Here is an 18363-nt window from a genome sequence, read left to right on the forward strand (position 1 = left end):
TATCCGACAAACATCTTGGGCGATCGCAGTGACGGTGCCACCAACTACCAAGCAAGCAGTTTGAAAACCTTTTTCGGTCCGACCGCATCGGTTATCCTGGTGCGACGCTCCGTTGTGCCGCCAGGGAGGACGCATGAAAAAGCACCGCGTTTACGCAATCAGCGTCGCGAGCGTCTATCCGCACTATCTGGCCAAGGCAGAGAAAAAGGGGCGCACCAAAGCGGAGGTCGACGAAATCATTTGCTGGCTGACCGGGCATAGCCAACAGACGCTGGACGAGGAGCTGGCAAAGCAAACCAGCTTCGAGGATTTCTTCGCGCAAGCGCCCAGGCTGAACCCGGCGCGGACACTGATCACCGGAATGATCTGTGGTTACCGCGTGGAGGACATCGAAGAACCGCTCATGCGCGAACTGCGCTATCTCGACAAGCTGATCGACGAACTCGCCAAGGGCCGGCCCATGGAAAAGATCCTGCGCAAACAGCCTGGCCCTTCGGACTGAGAGCCATCGTCCCCCTCCCGCAGGGGGAGGGGGGCAGATCGAGAACCGCCCAGGCACTCAGACCTTCTCGGTCGCATCCACCTGATAATAGCGGCTATAGGAGCCCATATAGCGCTCGGCGCCGCCCGGATCGCTATATTGGGCGAGCTTGCGGAAATCGACCTTGTTGAGCACGACGCCGACAATGTCCTCGGCCAGTTCGGGCTCGTGCTCGATCAGCGAGCGGACCAGCCGGCGCGGCGTGCGGCCCCATTCGGTGACCAGGATAAAGCCATCGGTCCAGGGCAGCACGGCGCGGGCATCCATGACCGGGCCGAGCGGGGGCAGGTCGATGACGACATAGTCGTAGCTCTGCCGCGCCTCTTCGAGCAGGCTTTGCATGCCGTCCGAGGAGAGGAAATCGCTGCTCTGGCCGGAGGAGGACAGTGCGGGCAGGATATGCAGGCCACTGCGCGGATCAGCCAGCACGACATCGCGCCAGGATATCGTCCCGCCAATATCCATCAGCCCGCTGGTGGCGCCGGGTGCTACCAGGCGCGTCGAGGCGGCCTGGCGCAAATCGGCGTCGATCAGCAATACCCGCTCGCCATCGGTGGCGAGCATTTCGGCCAGCGCGACCGAATAGGTGGTCTTGCCTTCGCCCGGCAATACCGAGACCACGCCGATAACGGCGCTGCGGTCCGGCTTACCGCGCGCCCGCATCACCAGCTTAGCCGATTTCAGCGTTTCGACGAACGCCGTGGTCGGTCGGTTGGCGCGGCGTTCTTCCACCTGCTTCTTGATCATGCCATGCAGGGCGAGAGCAGCCTTGGTTTGGTCGCCGCGGCTACCCTTGTGCGCGTCGGGGCCCAGCCGGGGCAGATAGCCCAGGAAGCGCAGGCCCAGCTCGTTCCCGACCTGATCGCCAATGCGGAAGGTGCGTTCGCGCAATTCGTTGAACGTGCCGAACATCAGCCCCAGGAACAGCCCGAAAATGACGCCGCCGGCCGCCACGAACAGGGTGCGCGGACCCGAGGCGCTTTCGGGCGCCTGCGCCACGGTGATGATGCGAGCCGAGGGAATGGGGAAGGACTGGCGCTGCACCGCTTCTTCGTAGCGCGACAGGAAGGAATTGTAGATCACGCCCAGCGTGGTCGAACGTTGCTGCAATTCGGTGAGCTTGACCTGCGCCTGATTGGTCTGGGAGGCGAGCTGGCCTTCGGTCTCGATGGCGTCGCGCAGGCTCGCTTCCTGCCGCTGGGCAATGGTCAGCTGGCTCTGATACTGCTCGTTCAGCCCTTGCAATTGCGCAAAAATCTGGGCCTGCAGCGCCTGGTTTTCCGCCTTGAGCGCCGTCACCTGGGGGTGATCCTCGCCATAGGTGGCCGACACTTCGTTGATGCGGCTCTGGATCGAGGCATAACGGATGCGCAGATCGGATATGGTCTTGTCGTCAACGCCCGAGCCGCTGAGCAGCGCAATGCTGGCGCCGGCAGCCGATGGCCCGGCGTCGATCGTGGCCTGCAGCTGCACGGCCAGCGCGTTAACGCGAGCGCTTTCGGCCTGGGCCGTGACCAATTGGGCGGTTAGCGCCTGCAGCCGCTGGTTGCTGAGATTTTCGTCCTCGCTGGTCGAAAGCCCGCTTTGCTGGCGATATTCCTCGACGGCAAGCGTGGCCTGGCGCTGGTTGTCGCCCAGTTCGGTCAGCCGCTGCTGCAGCCAATCGGCGGCCTGCTTGGTCGCGTCGATATCGGCATTAAGCTGGTCCTGCACGAAGACATTGGCATAAGCAGCGGCAATGCGCTGCGCCAGTTCGGGGCTGGATGCCTCGTAGCCGACGCGGATCACCGCGCTGCGGCCGACACGCTCGACGAACATATTGGCGCGTAGGGCCCCGGCGGCTTCCTCAGGCGTGGCCTGCAAATCGTCCGGATCAGCCTCGGGCGAACCCAGGATCGGGCTCAGCAGACCGAGCAGCATGCCCTTGACGCGCCCGCTGAAGGAGGGCGGCGGATTGAGGAATTCCCGATCCGTCATCAGGTTTTCCGCTTGCGCCACCGCAGTGGCAATCCGGCTCGAGCGCATCACCTCGATCTGGTTGAGCACTTCGGATTCAAGATCGACTGCGCTGGTCTGGGGCGCGATGTCGCTGACAGAATCCTTCAAATTCTTGTCGAGCAGGATCTGACTGGTTGCCACATAGCTTTTGGGCGCCAGCATCAGGTAGATCACGGCCAGCATCAGGCCCAGCCCGAGGCAGAGCAGCAGCACGCGCAACTGCCGGCGCAGGATCGAGAACAGGCGATCGACATCGAGCAGCCCGCGATCGGAGCTGTGAGGGTCGGACATGGCCGGCAATTGGCTCCGTTCAAGCATGTGACTGGCTTCCTTCCGTTGGCTGGCCATAGAGAACGGCCTGTTTGGCGCCAAAAATGCCGCCGATGACGCCGACATGCAGGGCGCCGCGCAGCAGGTTTTTCCTCCAGCGCGATGGCGAGAATAGGGTCAAAATGGTCATGACCCCGCAAAACGCCGCTTTGCCTGATGCAATCGCGGCAGCTTTGATATTGGCCACGACACCTTGGCTCAGATGCGTGCCATGGGTCTGCCCGGCCCGAAACCGGCGCTGCACCAGCCAGCCCACGGCGGCGCGATTGGGCGGTACGATCTCGGTGACCAGCGCGTCAGGCGCAAAGGCGATACGGCCACCCATGCCCGAAAGGGCATAGAAAAACTGGGTGTCTTCACCACCCGATCGCCCGAGCGCCAGGTCGAAGCGCAACGAATTATAGGGCGCGACCCAGCGGATCAGGGCGTTGCAGGTATAGCCGGTGCGGATTTGTCCATCGACATAGACAGGCAGTGTGGAGTGGAAATCCCCCTCGACCATCCATTGCGGTGCGTCGGGACCATAAATGGCTTCGACCGGCCCCAGCACGACATCGGCCTGTTCCGCCTCGGCTGTCGCCAACAGCGCCGTCAGCCAGTGTTCGGTGACCAGTTCGTCATCATCGACAAAGGCGATGAAATCGGCGTCCGCCGCATCGAGGCACGCATTGCGGGCAATCGAGATATTAGAGGCGGGGCTATGCACATAATGGATCGGGAACGGGAAATCCGCCGCCAGCGCCGCGACCATCGTGCCGGCTGACGGCGTCGTGTCATTGTCCGAGACGATCACGCGAATGCGGGCGCCATTGGTCGCAATCTTGGCGACCGAAGCCAGGGTCTCGGCCAGATAGGGACGGCGATAGGTGCAGATGCAGATGTCGACGCTGGTCATGCGCGCTTGGCTCCAAAACCTGAAGTGGCGGCCTGCGCCAGATGCAGCCAGAAGCCCGAGGACCAGGCCAGGTGCATGATCATGGCGGCAAAGCCCACCAGCGGCGCGCCGCTCATGGGCAGGCCATATTCGGTGAAATGCTTGCGCGTGGCGACAAAGCCCATGGCAAGGCAGAGCGCGCACCAGGCCAGCAGCGGGATCAGCGCCACCCAATGCACGAAGCTCAGCGCCGCCAGCACTACGGCCGGCAGGATGGCCAGCGGCAGCATCTGGCGGATACGCGGAATGACGCGATGCTTGAGCACATTGCGCGCCCGCCCGCGGCCATAGCCGAAATATTGCTTGAACAGGCCCGAGGGGGTCGAGCGCGGATAATAGGTCATCTCGGTCGCGTCGGTCAGCCAGATGCGATAGCCGGCCTGCCTCAGGCGGTGGTCGAGCTCGGCATCCTCATTATGCCGGAAGGTCTCGTCATAGCCGCCGACCGCGCGATAGGCCGGAATGCTCATCAGGGCATGGTGCCCATGGTCGACAAAGGCGCCGCCCTTGCCGGTGCGATGGGCCGAACCGCCCGTGCCGACCAGCGAGTTCTGTGCCGTCGCCACCGCCCGCTGAAAAGTGTTCTGGCCCACCGTGGTCATCGGGACCACGACGCTATCGGCGCCGATGGTCTGTGCCTCCAGCACTAAGGCGCGGCAATAGTCCGCCGGATACTCGCCATGTGCATCGATGCGGATCACATAATCGAGCCCATCGCCGAACTGCGCCACCGCCTGGTTCATCGCCGCGCTCTGGATGCGCTTGGGATTATGCGCCAGCTGCACCGGCTCGCCCCGGGCAATGAAGCTCTCAACAATGGCCGGCGTGCCATCGGTGCTGCCACCATCGATCACCACCACGGGCCAATCCATTGCCTTGGCTTCCACCAGCAATTGTTCGAGCAGGTGGGCAATGTGCTTGGCCTCATTGAGCGTGGGCACGGCGATCAGGCATTTGCCGGTGGGCAAGCTCATGCGGCTTCCTGTTCTGGCTGCGAGCTGCTGCCAAGCTGTTGCAGCCGTTCCACCAATTGGCGGCAATCGGCGTCGTGAAACGAGAAATTGGCCGGGTCTTGCTCCAGCACGGCCGAAGCCAGCGCCTGCAGCCGGGTTGCGTCGAGTTCGCCCAAGGCCGCGGCCAGCGTGCCCGCTTCGATATCGGGTACGGTAATGCCGATGCCCAGCCGCTGGGTGAAGGCCGAGGTTTCCGTGCCGGCCAGCGTCACCGGGATGGCGCCGTGAAAGCTGCCCTCGTAAATACGGTTGGGCAGCAGCCATTGCGAATTCTTGCCGGCCTCGAAAAAGTCGATGGCCCAGGCCAGGTGCACATCCGAATAGATCGAGGCCAGATCGTCGGGATTGCGATATTCGCCGTCGAACCGCAGATAGGGCTCGGCGTCCACAAAGCCGTGGAAGTCCTCGAACTCACTGAGCGCCGGACGGCCGCGCAGGATCACCTGCACGCGCCCGCTCATCGCCCGGGAGAAGGTCGCCAAAGCGTCCAGCGACCGGCGGCAGCGCAAGGCGCCGAACCAGCCGATCTTGATCACGCCGGTATCGGGCAATCCCAGCGCCGGATTGCTGCCGCGCTCGGTGCTGTGCGGCACCTTGTTTTCCACCAGCAGCGCGGGCAGGGGACCCAATCCGCCAAGATGGTTGGAAATGAAGGCGGGCGAGCTGGTCATCAGCAGGGATGCCGGCTGCGCCCAGCGCCGTTCCGCGCCCCGCATGGCCTGGCCGATCAGGTCGGTGCGCAGCAGCAGGCGGTGAATATCGAGGCATTCATAGACAATGGGGATCGTACCGCCCCAATGCGCCTGCAGCCGTCCGGCCAGCGGCAGCATTTCGAGGTTCCGCGCGATGATGACGTCCGGCGGCGGCAAATGCCCCAGACGCCGCACGATCGACATGGCCGCTGATACCACCGCCATGATGCGCTGGGCGAACCGCGCATCGAAGGTTTCACCCAATTGCACGGCGTGGGTGACCGGCAGATCGGGCATGGCGACGCCGGAGCGGCGGAAGCCGGCAGCGACGATTTCCGCGCCGCCTGTCTTCAGCATGCCTATACGGCGGCCGACCGCTGGGTCGGCCAGGTTGGGAACCAGGTAAAGTACCCTTAGCAACGTTGCGTCTCCTGCCTGCCGGCCCGCCACGATCCAGGAATGGATCGCGATTCCGGCTCTCGCTGGCACTGGGTTGCGCATTTGAGGCGGCCTAGGCCTCGTAGCGCTCCATGCACCAGGTCAGTTTTATCAACTTGCGCTCATTCAAGGCTGCTGCCCACGACGGATCGCGAGCGGTCATCACTTCTGTGACTCGGTTTACGGCGAAGGGCACACTGCGCCCTCCGGGGCCACCCGAAGGCGGCGGTCGAAGCAGTGGCGCTAGTTAACGCGGGCGTGATGGAAGGGGTCAATACGAGTGGCCGGGGAACAGGTCTGCGACCAGCGCATGCGTCCGGCACACTCTACGGCCGTCAATAAAATGAAGTATTACAAGGATTTGTCGAGCAAAGCTGGAGCTTTGATTCCGAATGAGGTTTGTAGAAACAAATCGGCCCGCGCCTTGACGGTGCGGGCCGTGCCACGAAAAAGCCTGGAAAGGTCAGAGCCAGCCGGCCAGGATTCCAACGCCGCCAATAGCAAAGGCGCCGCCCGCAACCTGCGCTGCGAGCTTGCCATGCCGGCCGATCAGGCGGGCAATGCCGAAAGCCGCCGCGATACCAGCCAGATGGAGCAGGGCGGTCGAGATCGCGAAGCCCGCTGCATAGGCGATGCCGCTCGAATCCGCTGGCATTTCCGCGCCATGGGCATGACCGTGGAACACGGCGAACACGCCAACCAGCGCCATGGCAGCTGCCACCGGCATCGGTCGGCCCCACGCCGCCGCTGCGCCGATGACAACGCTCGACAGCGCAATGCCCAATTCGACGAAGGGTAGATCGATCTGCGCCGCACCCAGGATGAAGCCGACAATCATCATGCCAACAAAGGACAGCGGCACCAGCCATAGGACGCGGCCGCCCAGCACATAGGCAAACACGCCGACCGCCACCATTGCCAGAATATGGTCGAGCCCGCCGATCGGGTGCTCAAAACCATGGAAGAACCCGGCCGTGTGGCCGACCCCTGTATGGGCAAAGGCGAGGCTGGGGCTGAGGACCAATATGGCCAGGGCAATGATAAGACGCATCGTCATCCTTCCGGGGACGCCGCCCCTTGAGTGATCGTTTCCGCCTGAGGCGCTTCCTGTAACTCGCAAGGGTATTTATTGCTGTGCGGCGTCGTTTGTAAACGGATTCGCGCTACCACCCGGCCCACCACAGAAGAGGCGAAAACAATGCTGCTGATGATTTTCCTGGTGCTGGCCCTATTGGTCGTGGCGGTACAATTGCCCGGCAGCTACCTCACCAAGCAGGTGGGCGTCGCGGCGCAGATCGGGCCGCGCGACGATCTGCCCGAGCCCACGCAGGAACTGGGCCGCTCGCGCCGCGCCCTGGCGAACCTGCAGGAAACGCTGCCGATTTTCCTGACACTGGCCGTGCTGTCCATCATCTACAATGAGCAAGGCTGGGCCTCGCTGGCCGGCGCCGGGCTCTATTTCCTGGCGCGCGCGGCCCATCTGTATTGCTATCTAAAAGGCCTGTCGCCCTGGCGTTCCGTGTGTTTCCTGGCCGGCTTGCTCGGCTGCTTGATGATGGCTGTGCCGCTGGTTCCACACATCTGGTCATGAACCTGCTTGAGGTACTTGCGCGAAGCGATCTTTGCCATTAGACACTGCCGCACGCCTACAGGGGTTTAGCTCAGTTGGTAGAGCATCGGTCTCCAAAACCGAGGGTCGTGGGTTCGAGTCCCCCAGCCCCTGCCAGGCGTAATCATTGATTTAGAACTATTTTTCGCCCGGTACCCTGCCAGCCGGGCGTTTTGCTCGTGGCCCCGTTTGACTCCGGGTCAATAATTTGCGATTTATGGTGCCCCTAAGCATGTTGCTTGGGGAAACTCCGCCCGGACGCATATGCGGATGGGCCTTAAATGGCAGAACGACACACATGGCCACTACTGGCACCGTAAAATTCTTCAACACCACCAAGGGCTTCGGCTTCATTTCGCCCGAAAATGGCGAAAAGGACGCTTTTGTCCACATCTCCGCTGTGCAGAAGTCGGGCCTGCAGGGCCTGTATGAGGGCGACAAGGTGACGTACGAGCTCGAGACCGGCCGCGATGGCAAGGTTTCGGCTACGAACCTGACGCTGCTCTAAGCGAATTCAAGGATCGCGCCCGCCGATGGCGGTCGCAACCGATCAGGAGCCACCGGCGCGTTCATCGCCCGGTGGTTTTTTGTTTTGGTCGGGTAGCGGCGCATGGCGGGCGGCCGTGACTTAAGCCGCCCCCGTTCAGCTATTCACCCGTTCAGCGGGCGTGGAAGCACAAGGTCGTTGACCTTATAGATGTGGAATTCGCTGTCCGCGACGGCATCCAGCATCTTGAACTTCTCGACGAAAGCCGGGTCGGCGAAGAATTCGTCGACATTGTTCTCATCGCGGATCGCCTCGATGTTCACTACGGTTTTGCCGTCTGTGCTCTTGGACAAATTGCTCCATAAAAATCCCTCCTTTCGCTCCGCGACGTAGTGCACGACGTCCTGGATGATCCTGAATGCTTCCTCCTGCTTGCCGGGATGAGCATGGATGACATTGACGACGAACACGGTGGGCTGGGGAGCGAAGGCAAATTCGGCCTTAGGGGCAGAGGTCATGAGATATCCAATCAAAGTCGCCGGCGGGATCTGCCAGCGGCTTGAGAGTTAGCCGGCGACAGCGGCGGAAAAAACAGGCTAATGCTCCAGACATATCGGACATCTATGTCCGCAATGGAGGCCGCCTCATGGATAGTATCGGGTCTTTGAATGCCTTCGTCGTGGCGGCCGAAGCGCGCAGTTTCGTTCGGGCCGGCGAGACGCTGGGGGTGTCCTCGTCAGCGATTGGCAAGACGATCGCCCGCCTCGAGCAGCGCCTGGGCGTACGGCTGTTTCACCGCAACACCCGCAGCATTGCGATTACTGCCGAGGGCGCCATGTTTCTGGAGCGGTGCCGGCGTATTTTCGACGAACTGGAAGCTGCCGAGCAGGAACTGTCGCAAACCATGGCGGCGCCGCGCGGCAGGATTCGCGTGAGCCTGCCGCTGGCCGGCATGCTGTTCATGCCCACGATCACCAAATTCATGCAGATGTTCCCTGACATCACGATCGACCTCGATTTCACCGATCGGCTGGTCGATGTGGTTGAGGAGGGGTTCGACGCGGTGGTGCGCACGGGGGAGGTCAGCGATAGCCGCCTGATGATGCGCACCCTGGGCAAGTTCTCTCATCGGGTCGTGGGGTCGAGAGACTATTTCAGCCGGTTCGGCGTGCCGGAAAAGCCGCAGGATCTTTCGGCGCATGTCTGCCTGCACCACAAATATCCCTCGTCGGGCAAGCTGGAGCGCTGGCCGCTGCGTCACGACATTGCGGCAGGCAAGCTGGACCTGCCGATATCATCGATGGCCAGCACGCTGGAGCCCTTGATCAGCATTGCCGAAGCCGGGCTCGGCATTGCCTGTCTGCCGCTCTTCACGGTGGGGCAACATATCGCTGATGGACGGCTGGTTTCCGTCCTGGAAGATTATGTGGAGGATGCCGGTGAATTCCGCATTCTTTGGCCCTCAAGCCGCCATCTCTCCCCGAAGGTGCAGGCCTTCGTAAAATTCATGGCAGACAATCTGCTTTGAATGGCGGCCTCTTCGGCGGCGATACTAATTGTTCGGAAACGTCGGCCTTGGCTGAAACACCGGCGGCGTGAATTTGGGCAGGCTGTCCAGCCGCTGCTGCAATTGCATGTCGCGGAGCGTGTTCTGCATGCTTTTGAGCTGGATATCGTAATTCTGCTGCTGGCCGGTCTGGCGCGCCTCATCCTGCAGGCAGGCAATACGCTGCTGGTTGGCGGCGATTGCGTCGGGCGTCGAGCCCGGCACGCGGCTGGGGCAGGCGGCCTGGGCCAGTCCCGTCGAAATAATGATAATGCCGGTCGCCAGGGCGATGGATTTGAACATACCGTCCTCCTATCCTTATAGATGGAGGTCGCAGCGCCTATTCACAAGTCACGCTTGAGACAAGTGCCTATTCGGCGGCCATGGGCAGCTTGTCGGTGTGGCGCGCCTTGAGCCGATTGAGCTGGTGGGCAGCATGAGCGAGCAGGGCGGTACGCACTTCGGCTGAAGAGACCGACCCCACATCGGCGCGCACCTTGAGGTCCAGGTGATAGGTCGTATCATTGCCCATGAAGCGCTCGTGAATGGTAACGCGCACGACACCGGTTACCCGGCCGGCAATCGTCTTGTGCGGGCCGTAATAGCGGACCTCGCAGGCTTTGACCTCGAACAACGCATTACTATATGCCATGGTGCCAGCGTCCCGCTGCCACTTTTTGGTCGCAATTGGATCAAATGCCATTGCAAGCGGGTATGCAACAACAAACCACGATGTTTTACACTCGTCGTTAATGGCCGCGGGTCGAGCCGGCCGCAAAGCCCTGGTCCAGAATCTTGCCCCGGCCTGTTGCATTCGCTGCGCAGATTGAATAGATACCGGCATTCCAGCCGTGCGGGATTCCTGCGCGGCCTTTGGTTTTGCACCAAAACACCAGAGTAGATTCGCCTATGGCCCGACCGAACCCAATCCAGTTTCTGCAGCAAGTGCGGCAGGAAACATCCAAGGTTACCTGGCCTAGCCGGAACGAAGTCCTGATCTCGACGGTCATGGTTCTCGTGCTGGTTACGGCGGCGAGCCTGTTCTTCCTGCTGGCCGACCAGGTTATTTCCTGGGGCGTGGGCCTGATGCTTTCGATCCGCTGAGCGGGTCACGGACACAAGACTAGGAGCGGCGACGCGGCATGGCCAAGCGCTGGTACATCGTTCAGGCTTACAGCAATTTCGAGCGCAAGGTGGCGGAAGACATTCGCCAGAAGGTTGCGCAGAAAAAGCTCGAGCATTTGTTTGAAGACGTGATCGTTCCGACCGAAAAGGTCGTCGAGATCCGTCGCGGCCGCAAGGTCGATGCCGAACGCAAGTTCTTCCCGGGCTATGTCCTGGTCAAGATGGATATGACCGACGAGGCGTTCCATCTGATCAAGAATACGCCCAAGGTTACCGGTTTCCTCGGTTCGGACAACAAGCCGATGCCGATCTCGGAGAAGGAAGCCATGTCTATCCTGCAGCAGGTGCAGGAAGGCGTGGAGCATCCCAAGCCGTCCGTCAGCTTCGAAGTGGGCGAGAATGTCCGCGTGTCGGACGGTCCCTTCGCCAGCTTCAATGGCGTGGTGGAAGAGGTCGACGAGGAACGCGCCCGCCTCAAGGTGGAAGTATCGATTTTCGGGCGCCCCACTCCGGTGGAGCTCGAATATGGTCAGGTCGAGAAGGTCTGACCACTACAAAATTCTGGCGTAAGCCAGGATACGCTCGGCTTTAGGTCGAGTGAAATCTGTGGGAGAGGGCGGTGGCTGCCAAGCTGCCGGGAAAACCTCCTACCACAGCGTCAAACGGTCCGCATGACAGCGGGCGCAATTAGATAGGACGATTATGGCAAAGAAAATCGTTGGCTACGTAAAGCTGCAGGTGCCCGCGGGCTCCGCAACGCCTTCCCCGCCGATTGGCCCCGCACTGGGTCAGCGCGGTCTGAACATCATGGAATTCTGCAAGGCGTTCAACGCCGCCACGCAGGAAATGGAAAAGGGTTCGCCCATTCCAGTCGTGATCACCGCCTATGCCGACAAGAGCTTCACTTTCGAGATGAAGCAGCCGCCGGTGACCTACTTCATCAAGAAGGCCGTGAACCTGAAGTCGGGCTCCAAGCTCCCCGGCAAGGAATCGGCCGGCACCATCACGACGGCTCAGCTGCGTGATATCGCCGAAAAGAAGATGAAGGATCTCAACGCCGACAATATCGACGCTGCTGTGTCGATGATCGCCGGCTCTGCCCGTTCCATGGGCATTCAGGTCGAGGGCTGATAGATGGCACACGTCGGTAAGAAGATCACCAAGGCCCGTGAGGGCATCGACCGCAACAAGCTGTACAAGCTTGATGAAGCGGTGAAGATGGTCAAGGCTCGCGCCTCGGCCAAGTTCGACGAAACCATCGAAATCGCCATCAATCTCGGCGTCGATCCGCGTCACGCCGACCAGATGGTCCGTGGCGTGGTGAGCCTGCCCAACGGCACCGGCAAGACCGTGCGCGTGGCAGTGTTCGCCAAGGATGCCAAGGCAGACGAAGCCCGCAAGGCTGGTGCCGATATCGTTGGCGCCGAAGACCTGATGGAACAGATCCAGGCTGGCAAGATCGATTTCGATCGCTGCATTGCCACCCCGGACATGATGCCGCTGGTCGGTCGCCTGGGTAAGATCCTCGGGCCGCGCAACCTGATGCCAAACCCCAAGGTTGGCACGGTTACGCCCGACGTCGCTGGTGCCGTTAAGGCTGCCAAGGGCGGCGCTGTCGAGTATCGCGTCGAAAAGGCCGGTATCCTGCATGCTGGTATTGGCAAGGTGTCGTTCTCGGACGAAGCCCTGCTGCAGAACATCAAGGCGTTCACCGACGCCGTGCAGAAGTCCAAGCCCGCTGGCGCCAAGGGCACCTATGTGAAGCGCGTTGCGGTGTCTTCGACTATGGGCCCCGGCGTTCACGTCGAGCCCGCTTCGGCGCTCTAAGAATTTCGGGCGGCCGCAAGCCGCCCGGATTGCTTCCCGCAAGGGGAGCATAAGTCCTGTCCGAGACTGCCGGTGCTGAACGATCTGGTTCAGCTTAATGTCGCAAGACGCCAGCATAGATGGGGTGCAGACCCAAGTTTTCCTGCCTCAAAAGGGCAGGGTGATTGCGGTTTGAACCAGGCCAGTTGCCCTTTGGGCAGCACGGTTGACAGGCATGTAACCGTTGCTCCTCTCCTCCTTCGGGAGATCGGAGGGCAGCAATTGGCAATGGCCCGGCAGCACTTTTGTCGGGCTCAATGTGGAGACTAGCAGTGGAAAGAGCGGAAAAGCGTGAGCTTGTCGCATCGCTTCAGTCAGCCCTCTCGGGCGCTGGGTCGATCGTACTCGCGCAAAATGCCGGTCTGACCGTGGCCAATCTGGAAGTGCTTCGCCGTGAGGTGAAGGCTGCCGGTGGTCAGGTCAAGATCGCGAAAAACCGTCTTGCCAAGCTTGCTCTTAAAGAAACCGACAATGCGGACATGTCGGCCCTGTTTACCGGGCCGATCGTCATCGCTTATGCGGCCGATCCCATGACTGCGCCGAAGCTGGCGCAGAAATTTGCTGAAAAGAACGCGAAATACGTCGTTCTTGGTGGCGCCATGGGCAAGACCGCGCTTGACGCGAATAACGTCAAGGCGCTGGCGACCATGCCTTCGCTCAACGAACTGCGCGCTACGCTCGCCGGGATGCTCAAGCAGCCTGCGACCCGTATCGCTTCGGTCATCGTTGCGCCGGCTGGTGGCATCGCTCGTGTGTTGGCCGCTCACGCGGAAAAGAGCAACGAAGCAGCGTAACCCCATCGGTCCTTTCGGGGACCATCCTGGTTTAAACTGAACACCTGAAAAAGAGAGATTTATCAAATGGCTGATCTCGCCAAACTCGTAGACGACCTGTCTGCCCTGACCGTCCTGGAAGCTTCTGAGCTTTCCAAGCTGCTGGAAGAAAAGTGGGGCGTTTCCGCCGCCGCTCCGGTTGCTGCTGCTGCTGCCGCCGGTGCTCCGGCTGCTGCTGTTGAGGAAAAGACTGAATTTGACGTGATCCTTGCCTCGTTCGGCGAGAACAAGATCAACGTCATCAAGGAAGTCCGTGCGATCACCGGTCTGGGCCTGGGCGAAGCCAAGGCACTGGTCGAAGCTGCTCCCAAGGCAATCAAGGAAGGCGCTTCGAAGGCCGAAGCTGCTGACATCAAGACCAAGCTGGAAGCTGCCGGCGCCAAGGTCGAACTCAAGTAAGTTCGTCTCGACCCTTGAAATTTGCGAAATGGCGCGCTATGTGCCATTTCGCATCCTCGTTTTCACGAGACGATTCGCCGGACCGATTGGATGGGTCCCTGGCGCCAATTAGCGGAATATATGACGATTTCGATGTCTGAGGCACGCTGACGTCCACGAAACCTCATGGTTGTTGACCATGGGGTGTTTGGCGTTTCTGGCCCTCCTTCCCTTGGCTGGGGAAGGTCAACAGGCGTCGCTGAGCCCACTAACTGCCTAACAAGGCATATATCCCGAGACCCGACGGCTGATAGTCGGATTTTTGGATATCTGCCTCCGAGACAATCGCACTGCAGCGTTTTGTGGAAGAGCGTCCCCCGCTTTTCCGTCTGGCGCGGCATATAAAAAGCGCACAAACAGGAGCTTTCATGGCTACCACGTTCAACGGCCGCCGCAAGGTTCGTAAATCTTTCGGTTCCATTCGCGAAGTCACGGAGATGCCCAACCTGATCGAGGTCCAGAAGGCCTCCTATGATCAGTTCCTCCTCGTGGACGAGCCCAAGGGCGGGCGTCCCGACGAAGGGCTTCAGTCCGTCTTCCGTTCGGTCTTTCCGATCACCGACTTTTCCAACACGGCCTCTCTCGAATTTGTGAAGTACGAATTCGAGCAGCCCAAATACGACATCGACGAGTGCCGTGCGCGCGACATCACGTTCGCTGCCCCGCTCAAGGTGACGTTGCGCCTGATCGTGTTTGAAGTGGACGAAGAAACCGGCGCCCGCTCCGTCAAGGACATCAAGGAGCAGGACGTCTATATGGGCGACATGCCCTTCATGACGTCCAACGGCACGTTCATCGTCAACGGCACCGAGCGCGTCATTGTTTCGCAGATGCACCGTTCGCCTGGCGTGTTCTTCGACCACGACAAGGGCAAGACCCATTCGTCCGGCAAGCTGCTGTTCGCCGGCCGCATCATTCCGTACCGCGGCTCCTGGCTCGATATCGAGTTCGACGCCAAGGACGTAGTGTTTGCCCGTATCGACCGCCGCCGCAAGATTCCGGTCACCAGCCTGCTCAAGGCGCTTGGCATGGATACCGAGGAAATCCTCGAGACCTATTACAACAAGCTGACCTACGAGAAGACCGCGACCGGCTGGCAGAAGCCGTACGATGCGGAAAAGATGAAGAATGCCAAGCCGACCATGGACCTGATCGACGCCAAGACCGGCGACGTCGTCCATGAAGGCGGCAAGAAGCTGTCCGCTCGCCAGGCCAAGAAGCTGGCTGAGAACGGCCTGACGCACCTGCTGGCGGTCAATGAAGACCTCTATGGCATGTATGTCGCCGAAGACCTGATCAACATGAAGACCGGCGAGGTCTACATGGAGGCAGGTGACGAGATCGACGAAAAGAACCTGACCAAGCTGCTTGAGCTGGGTTTTGACGAGCTACCGCTGCTCGACATCGATCACATCACCATCGGCGCCTATATTCGCAACACGCTGGCCGTGGACAAGAACGAGACGCGTGAAGACGCCCTGTTCGACATCTACCGCGTCATGCGCCCGGGCGAGCCGCCGACCGTCGATACCGCCGAAGCCATGTTCCAGTCGCTGTTCTTCGACAGCGAGCGCTATGACCTGTCCGCCGTGGGCCGCGTCAAGATGAACATGCGCCTCGAGCTCGATGCGCCCGACACCATGCGCACGCTGCGCAAGGAAGATATCGTTGAAGTCGTCCGCACGCTGGTCGACCTGCGCGATGGCCGTGGCGAAATCGACGACATCGACAATCTGGGCAACCGCCGCGTTCGCTCCGTCGGCGAACTCATGGAAAACTCCTATCGCCTTGGCCTGCTCCGCATGGAACGCGCCATCAAGGAGCGCATGAGCTCGGTCGAAATCGACACGGTGATGCCGCAGGACCTGATCAACGCCAAGCCGGCTGCTGCCGCTGTGCGCGAATTCTTTGGTTCCAGCCAGCTGTCGCAGTTCATGGATCAGACCAATCCGCTCTCGGAAATCACCCACAAGCGTCGCCTGTCGGCGCTTGGGCCTGGTGGTCTCACCCGTGAGCGCGCGGGCTTTGAAGTCCGTGACGTGCATCCGACCCATTACGGCCGTATCTGCCCGATCGAGACGCCGGAAGGCCCGAATATCGGTCTGATCAACTCGCTGTCGACCTTCGCCCGCGTCAACAAGTACGGTTTCATCGAGACCCCGTACCGCAAGATCGTGGACGGCGTGCTGACCGAGGACGTGGTCTACCTCTCCGCCATGGAAGAGGCTAAGCACTACGTCGCCCAGGCCAACGTGCAGTTCAACAAGGACGGCACGCTGCAGGACGATCTGGTCGTGGCTCGCCACGCCGGTGACAACGGCCTGACGCCCAAGGAAAACGTCGACCTTATGGACGTTTCCCCCAAGCAGATGGTGTCCGTTGCCGCCTCGCTGATCCCGTTCCTGGAAAACGACGACGCCAACCGCGCTCTGATGGGCTCGAACATGCAGCGTCAGGCTGTGCCGCTGCTGCGCGCTCATGCTCCCTTCGTGGGCACGGGCATGGAAGCGATCGTGGCCCGTGACTCCGGCGCTGCTATCGTTGCCAAGCGCAAGGGTATCGTCGACCAGGTGGACGCCACCCGTATCGTTATTCGTGCAACCGAAGAAACGGATGCGTCCAAGTCGGGCGTCGACATCTATAATCTGATGAAGTTCCAGCGGTCGAACCAGTCGACCTGCATCAATCAGCGTCCGCTGGTTGTGGTTGGCGATCACGTCAACCAGGGCGACATCATTGCCGATGGTCCCTCGACCGAGCTGGGCGATCTGGCTCTGGGGCGTAACGTGCTCGTCGCGTTCATGCCCTGGAACGGCTACAACTTCGAAGACTCCATCCTGCTCAGCGAGAAGATCGCTATGCAGGACGTCTTCACCTCGATCCATATCGAGGAATATGAAGTGATGGCCCGCGATACCAAGCTTGGTCCTGAGGAAATCACCCGCGACATTCCGAACGTTTCGGAAGAAGCGCTGAAGAACCTCGACGAAGCCGGTATCGTGCATATCGGTGCCGAAGTGGCGCCGGGCGATATCCTGGTCGGCAAGATCACCCCCAAGGGTGAATCGCCGATGACGCCGGAAGAAAAGCTTCTCCGCGCCATCTTCGGCGAGAAGGCTTCGGACGTTCGTGACACCTCCCTGCGCGTGCCGCCGGGCGATGCTGGTACTGTTGTTGAAGTGCGCGTGTTCAATCGTCACGGCATCGACAAGGACGAGCGCGCCATGGCTATCGAGCGCGAGGAAATCGAGCGTCTTGCCAAGGACCGTGACGACGAACAGTCGATCCTCGACCGTAACGTCTATGCTCGCCTCAAGGAAATGCTGTTCGGCAAGGCCGCTACGGCAGGTCCGAAGGGCTATGTCGTTGGCACCAAGCTCAATGACCAGATGTTCGAGGCGCAGCCCCGTTCGAAGTGGTGGCAGTTCGCGGTCGATGACGACAAGGTCATGACCGAGATGGAAGCTCTTCATGCTCAGTATGAAGAGAGCCGCAAGCTGCTCGAACAGCGCTTCATCGACAAGGTCGACAAGCTGCAGCGCGGTGATGAACTTCCGCCGGGCGTGATGAAGATGGTCAAGGTCTTCATCGCTACCAAGCGCAAGATCCAGCCGGGCGACAAGATGGCCGGCCGCCATGGTAACAAGGGTGTGGTTTCGCGCATCGTTCCCGTGGAAGACATGCCGTACCTCGAAGACGGTACGTCGGTTGATATCGTGCTGAACCCGCTGGGCGTGCCCTCGCGCATGAATGTGGGCCAGATCCTCGAGACGCACCTGGGCTGGGCTTGCGCCGGCATGGGCAAGAAGATCGACGAGATGGTTCGCGCCTACCAGCGCAATGGCGATCTGAAGCCGCTGCGTCTTGAAGTGCAGGACCTGTTTGCCGGTGATGAATCCATCACCGACCTCGACGATGACGGTCTGGTGCGTCTGGGCGAACACCTCTCCAAGGGCGTGTCGATCGCGACCCCGGTGTTCGACGGCGCCAAGGAAGCCGATATCGTGGTGATGCTGGAAAAGGCAGGCCTCAAGGCCTCCGGCCAGTCCACCGTGTTCGACGGTCGTTCCGGCGAGCAGTTCGATCGGCAGGTGACGGTTGGGTATATTTATATGCTCAAGCTGGACCACCTTGTGGACAACAAGATCCACGCCCGTTCGATCGGTCCGTACTCGCTGGTCACCCAGCAGCCGCTGGGCGGCAAGGCCCAGTTCGGCGGTCAGCGCTTCGGCGAGATGGAAGTGTGGGCTCTCGAGGCCTATGGCGCGGCTTATACGCTCCAGGAAATGCTTACCATCAAGTCGGACGACGTTGCAGGTCGTACCAAGGTCTACGAAGCCATCGTGCGTGGCGACGATACTTTCGAGGCGGGTATCCCCGAAAGCTTCAACGTTCTGGTCAAGGAAATCCGGTCGCTCGGGCTCAATGTCGAGCTTGAGAACCGCGAGATCGAAGACCTCAACAGCGAAGCTGAAGCGGAGCTCGCACCTCCTCAGGAAGCGGCGGAATAATC

The 18363-nt window shown here is 60.9% G+C and carries 19 protein-coding genes and 1 tRNA gene; 12 read left to right on the forward strand and 8 right to left on the reverse strand.

Going from position 1 to position 18363, the window contains the following annotated elements:
* The first annotated feature begins 133 nt into the window (after positions 1-133).
* Positions 134-502 (forward strand): DUF2200 domain-containing protein, encoded by a 369-nt coding sequence (locus tag N8A98_RS18185; RefSeq protein WP_262167411.1) that lies wholly within the window; start codon positions 134-136, stop codon positions 500-502.
* 57 nt (positions 503-559) lie between these two features.
* Here the strand turns inward: N8A98_RS18185 and N8A98_RS18190 are convergent, their stop codons facing one another.
* The 5 genes from N8A98_RS18190 to N8A98_RS18210 all read right to left on the reverse strand — a co-directional run bounded on the left by N8A98_RS18190 (position 560) and on the right by N8A98_RS18210 (position 6997).
* The gene (locus tag N8A98_RS18190) at positions 560-2857 is read right to left on the reverse strand and encodes a succinoglycan biosynthesis protein ExoP (protein WP_262167412.1); all 2298 of its coding nucleotides are present in this window, start codon (positions 2855-2857) and stop codon (positions 560-562) included.
* On the reverse strand, positions 2850-3764 hold the full coding sequence (locus N8A98_RS18195; protein WP_262167414.1) for a glycosyltransferase family 2 protein: 915 nt from the start codon (positions 3762-3764) through the stop codon (positions 2850-2852). The genes N8A98_RS18190 and N8A98_RS18195 overlap by 8 nt, the downstream gene beginning before the upstream one ends.
* A complete protein-coding gene (locus N8A98_RS18200; RefSeq protein ID WP_262167415.1) occupies positions 3761-4777 on the reverse strand; it encodes a glycosyltransferase family 2 protein in 1017 nt (338 codons plus the stop codon). Before N8A98_RS18200 ends, N8A98_RS18195 begins: the two co-directional genes overlap by 4 nt.
* Positions 4774-5865: a glycosyl transferase family 1 gene (locus tag N8A98_RS18205; protein WP_315974508.1), complete on the reverse strand. Its 1092-nt coding sequence runs from the start codon at positions 5863-5865 to the stop codon at positions 4774-4776. Before N8A98_RS18205 ends, N8A98_RS18200 begins: the two co-directional genes overlap by 4 nt.
* A gap of 544 nt (positions 5866-6409) precedes the next feature.
* Positions 6410-6997, reverse strand: a complete 588-nt coding sequence (locus N8A98_RS18210) for a HupE/UreJ family protein (RefSeq protein WP_262167418.1) — start codon at positions 6995-6997, stop codon at positions 6410-6412.
* 147 nt (positions 6998-7144) lie between these two features.
* Between N8A98_RS18210 and N8A98_RS18215 the strand changes: the two genes are divergently transcribed.
* From N8A98_RS18215 to N8A98_RS18225, 3 genes are all read left to right on the forward strand, one after another.
* The gene (locus N8A98_RS18215; RefSeq protein WP_262167420.1) at positions 7145-7537 is read left to right on the forward strand and encodes an MAPEG family protein; all 393 of its coding nucleotides are present in this window, start codon (positions 7145-7147) and stop codon (positions 7535-7537) included.
* A gap of 59 nt (positions 7538-7596) precedes the next feature.
* Positions 7597-7672 (forward strand) — tRNA-Trp (locus tag N8A98_RS18220).
* Positions 7673-7853: 181 nt separating this feature from the next.
* Positions 7854-8063, forward strand: coding sequence for a cold-shock protein (locus N8A98_RS18225; RefSeq protein ID WP_035102601.1), 210 nt, complete (start codon positions 7854-7856; stop codon positions 8061-8063).
* A 143-nt stretch (positions 8064-8206) separates the two neighbouring features.
* Here N8A98_RS18225 and N8A98_RS18230 read toward each other — a convergent pair whose 3' ends face one another.
* The gene (locus N8A98_RS18230) at positions 8207-8560 is read right to left on the reverse strand and encodes an antibiotic biosynthesis monooxygenase (RefSeq protein ID WP_113122054.1); all 354 of its coding nucleotides are present in this window, start codon (positions 8558-8560) and stop codon (positions 8207-8209) included.
* Positions 8561-8688: 128 nt separating this feature from the next.
* On the opposite strand from N8A98_RS18230, the gene N8A98_RS18235 reads away from it, so the two are divergent.
* Positions 8689-9570, forward strand: a complete 882-nt coding sequence (locus N8A98_RS18235; RefSeq protein ID WP_262167423.1) for a LysR family transcriptional regulator — start codon at positions 8689-8691, stop codon at positions 9568-9570.
* Between the two features lie 24 nt (positions 9571-9594).
* Here the strand turns inward: N8A98_RS18235 and N8A98_RS18240 are convergent, their stop codons facing one another.
* Both N8A98_RS18240 and N8A98_RS18245 read right to left on the reverse strand, forming a co-directional pair.
* On the reverse strand, positions 9595-9891 hold the full coding sequence (locus N8A98_RS18240; protein ID WP_113122056.1) for a hypothetical protein: 297 nt from the start codon (positions 9889-9891) through the stop codon (positions 9595-9597).
* Between the two features lie 67 nt (positions 9892-9958).
* On the reverse strand, positions 9959-10240 hold the full coding sequence (locus N8A98_RS18245; protein ID WP_262167426.1) for a hypothetical protein: 282 nt from the start codon (positions 10238-10240) through the stop codon (positions 9959-9961).
* A 257-nt stretch (positions 10241-10497) separates the two neighbouring features.
* Between N8A98_RS18245 and secE the strand changes: the two genes are divergently transcribed.
* From secE to rpoB, 7 genes are all read left to right on the forward strand, one after another.
* Entirely contained in the window at positions 10498-10692 is a 195-nt protein-coding gene (gene secE / locus N8A98_RS18250; RefSeq protein ID WP_113122058.1) for a preprotein translocase subunit SecE, read from the forward strand.
* A 38-nt stretch (positions 10693-10730) separates the two neighbouring features.
* Positions 10731-11261, forward strand: a complete 531-nt coding sequence (nusG, locus tag N8A98_RS18255; protein WP_035102605.1) for a transcription termination/antitermination protein NusG — start codon at positions 10731-10733, stop codon at positions 11259-11261.
* 154 nt (positions 11262-11415) lie between these two features.
* Positions 11416-11844, forward strand: coding sequence for a 50S ribosomal protein L11 (gene rplK, locus N8A98_RS18260; RefSeq protein ID WP_035102606.1), 429 nt, complete (start codon positions 11416-11418; stop codon positions 11842-11844).
* A gap of 3 nt (positions 11845-11847) precedes the next feature.
* A complete protein-coding gene (rplA, locus tag N8A98_RS18265) occupies positions 11848-12540 on the forward strand; it encodes a 50S ribosomal protein L1 (RefSeq protein ID WP_113122059.1) in 693 nt (230 codons plus the stop codon).
* Between the two features lie 311 nt (positions 12541-12851).
* Positions 12852-13373: a 50S ribosomal protein L10 gene (gene rplJ, locus N8A98_RS18270; RefSeq protein ID WP_113122060.1), complete on the forward strand. Its 522-nt coding sequence runs from the start codon at positions 12852-12854 to the stop codon at positions 13371-13373.
* Positions 13374-13439: 66 nt separating this feature from the next.
* Complete coding sequence (rplL, locus tag N8A98_RS18275; protein ID WP_113122061.1) at positions 13440-13811, forward strand: 50S ribosomal protein L7/L12; 372 nt, start codon at positions 13440-13442, stop codon at positions 13809-13811.
* Positions 13812-14218: 407 nt separating this feature from the next.
* On the forward strand, positions 14219-18361 hold the full coding sequence (gene rpoB / locus N8A98_RS18280) for a DNA-directed RNA polymerase subunit beta (protein WP_113122062.1): 4143 nt from the start codon (positions 14219-14221) through the stop codon (positions 18359-18361).
* Positions 18362-18363: the final 2 nt, after the last annotated feature.

Origin of the sequence: Devosia neptuniae, from assembly GCF_025452235.1 — a bacterium.
In the GTDB taxonomy this organism is placed as follows: Bacteria; Pseudomonadota; Alphaproteobacteria; order Rhizobiales; family Devosiaceae; genus Devosia.

Coding starts and splice junctions, on each gene's coding strand:
- N8A98_RS18225 (WP_035102601.1), top strand. CDS start 7,854: ATGGCCACTACTGGCACCGTAAAATTCTTCAACACCACCAAGGGCTTC.
- N8A98_RS18240 (WP_113122056.1), bottom strand. CDS start 9,891: ATGTTCAAATCCATCGCCCTGGCGACCGGCATTATCATTATTTCGACG.
- N8A98_RS18190 (WP_262167412.1), bottom strand. CDS start 2,857: ATGCTTGAACGGAGCCAATTGCCGGCCATGTCCGACCCTCACAGCTCC.
- rplK (WP_035102606.1), top strand. CDS start 11,416: ATGGCAAAGAAAATCGTTGGCTACGTAAAGCTGCAGGTGCCCGCGGGC.
- N8A98_RS18235 (WP_262167423.1), top strand. CDS start 8,689: ATGGATAGTATCGGGTCTTTGAATGCCTTCGTCGTGGCGGCCGAAGCG.
- N8A98_RS18230 (WP_113122054.1), bottom strand. CDS start 8,560: ATGACCTCTGCCCCTAAGGCCGAATTTGCCTTCGCTCCCCAGCCCACC.
- N8A98_RS18185 (WP_262167411.1), top strand. CDS start 134: ATGAAAAAGCACCGCGTTTACGCAATCAGCGTCGCGAGCGTCTATCCG.
- nusG (WP_035102605.1), top strand. CDS start 10,731: ATGGCCAAGCGCTGGTACATCGTTCAGGCTTACAGCAATTTCGAGCGC.
- N8A98_RS18245 (WP_262167426.1), bottom strand. CDS start 10,240: ATGGCATATAGTAATGCGTTGTTCGAGGTCAAAGCCTGCGAGGTCCGC.
- N8A98_RS18205 (WP_315974508.1), bottom strand. CDS start 5,865: ATGCTGAAGACAGGCGGCGCGGAAATCGTCGCTGCCGGCTTCCGCCGC.
- secE (WP_113122058.1), top strand. CDS start 10,498: ATGGCCCGACCGAACCCAATCCAGTTTCTGCAGCAAGTGCGGCAGGAA.
- rplL (WP_113122061.1), top strand. CDS start 13,440: ATGGCTGATCTCGCCAAACTCGTAGACGACCTGTCTGCCCTGACCGTC.
- N8A98_RS18200 (WP_262167415.1), bottom strand. CDS start 4,777: ATGAGCTTGCCCACCGGCAAATGCCTGATCGCCGTGCCCACGCTCAAT.
- N8A98_RS18195 (WP_262167414.1), bottom strand. CDS start 3,764: ATGACCAGCGTCGACATCTGCATCTGCACCTATCGCCGTCCCTATCTG.
- rpoB (WP_113122062.1), top strand. CDS start 14,219: ATGGCTACCACGTTCAACGGCCGCCGCAAGGTTCGTAAATCTTTCGGT.
- N8A98_RS18215 (WP_262167420.1), top strand. CDS start 7,145: ATGCTGCTGATGATTTTCCTGGTGCTGGCCCTATTGGTCGTGGCGGTA.
- rplA (WP_113122059.1), top strand. CDS start 11,848: ATGGCACACGTCGGTAAGAAGATCACCAAGGCCCGTGAGGGCATCGAC.
- N8A98_RS18210 (WP_262167418.1), bottom strand. CDS start 6,997: ATGCGTCTTATCATTGCCCTGGCCATATTGGTCCTCAGCCCCAGCCTC.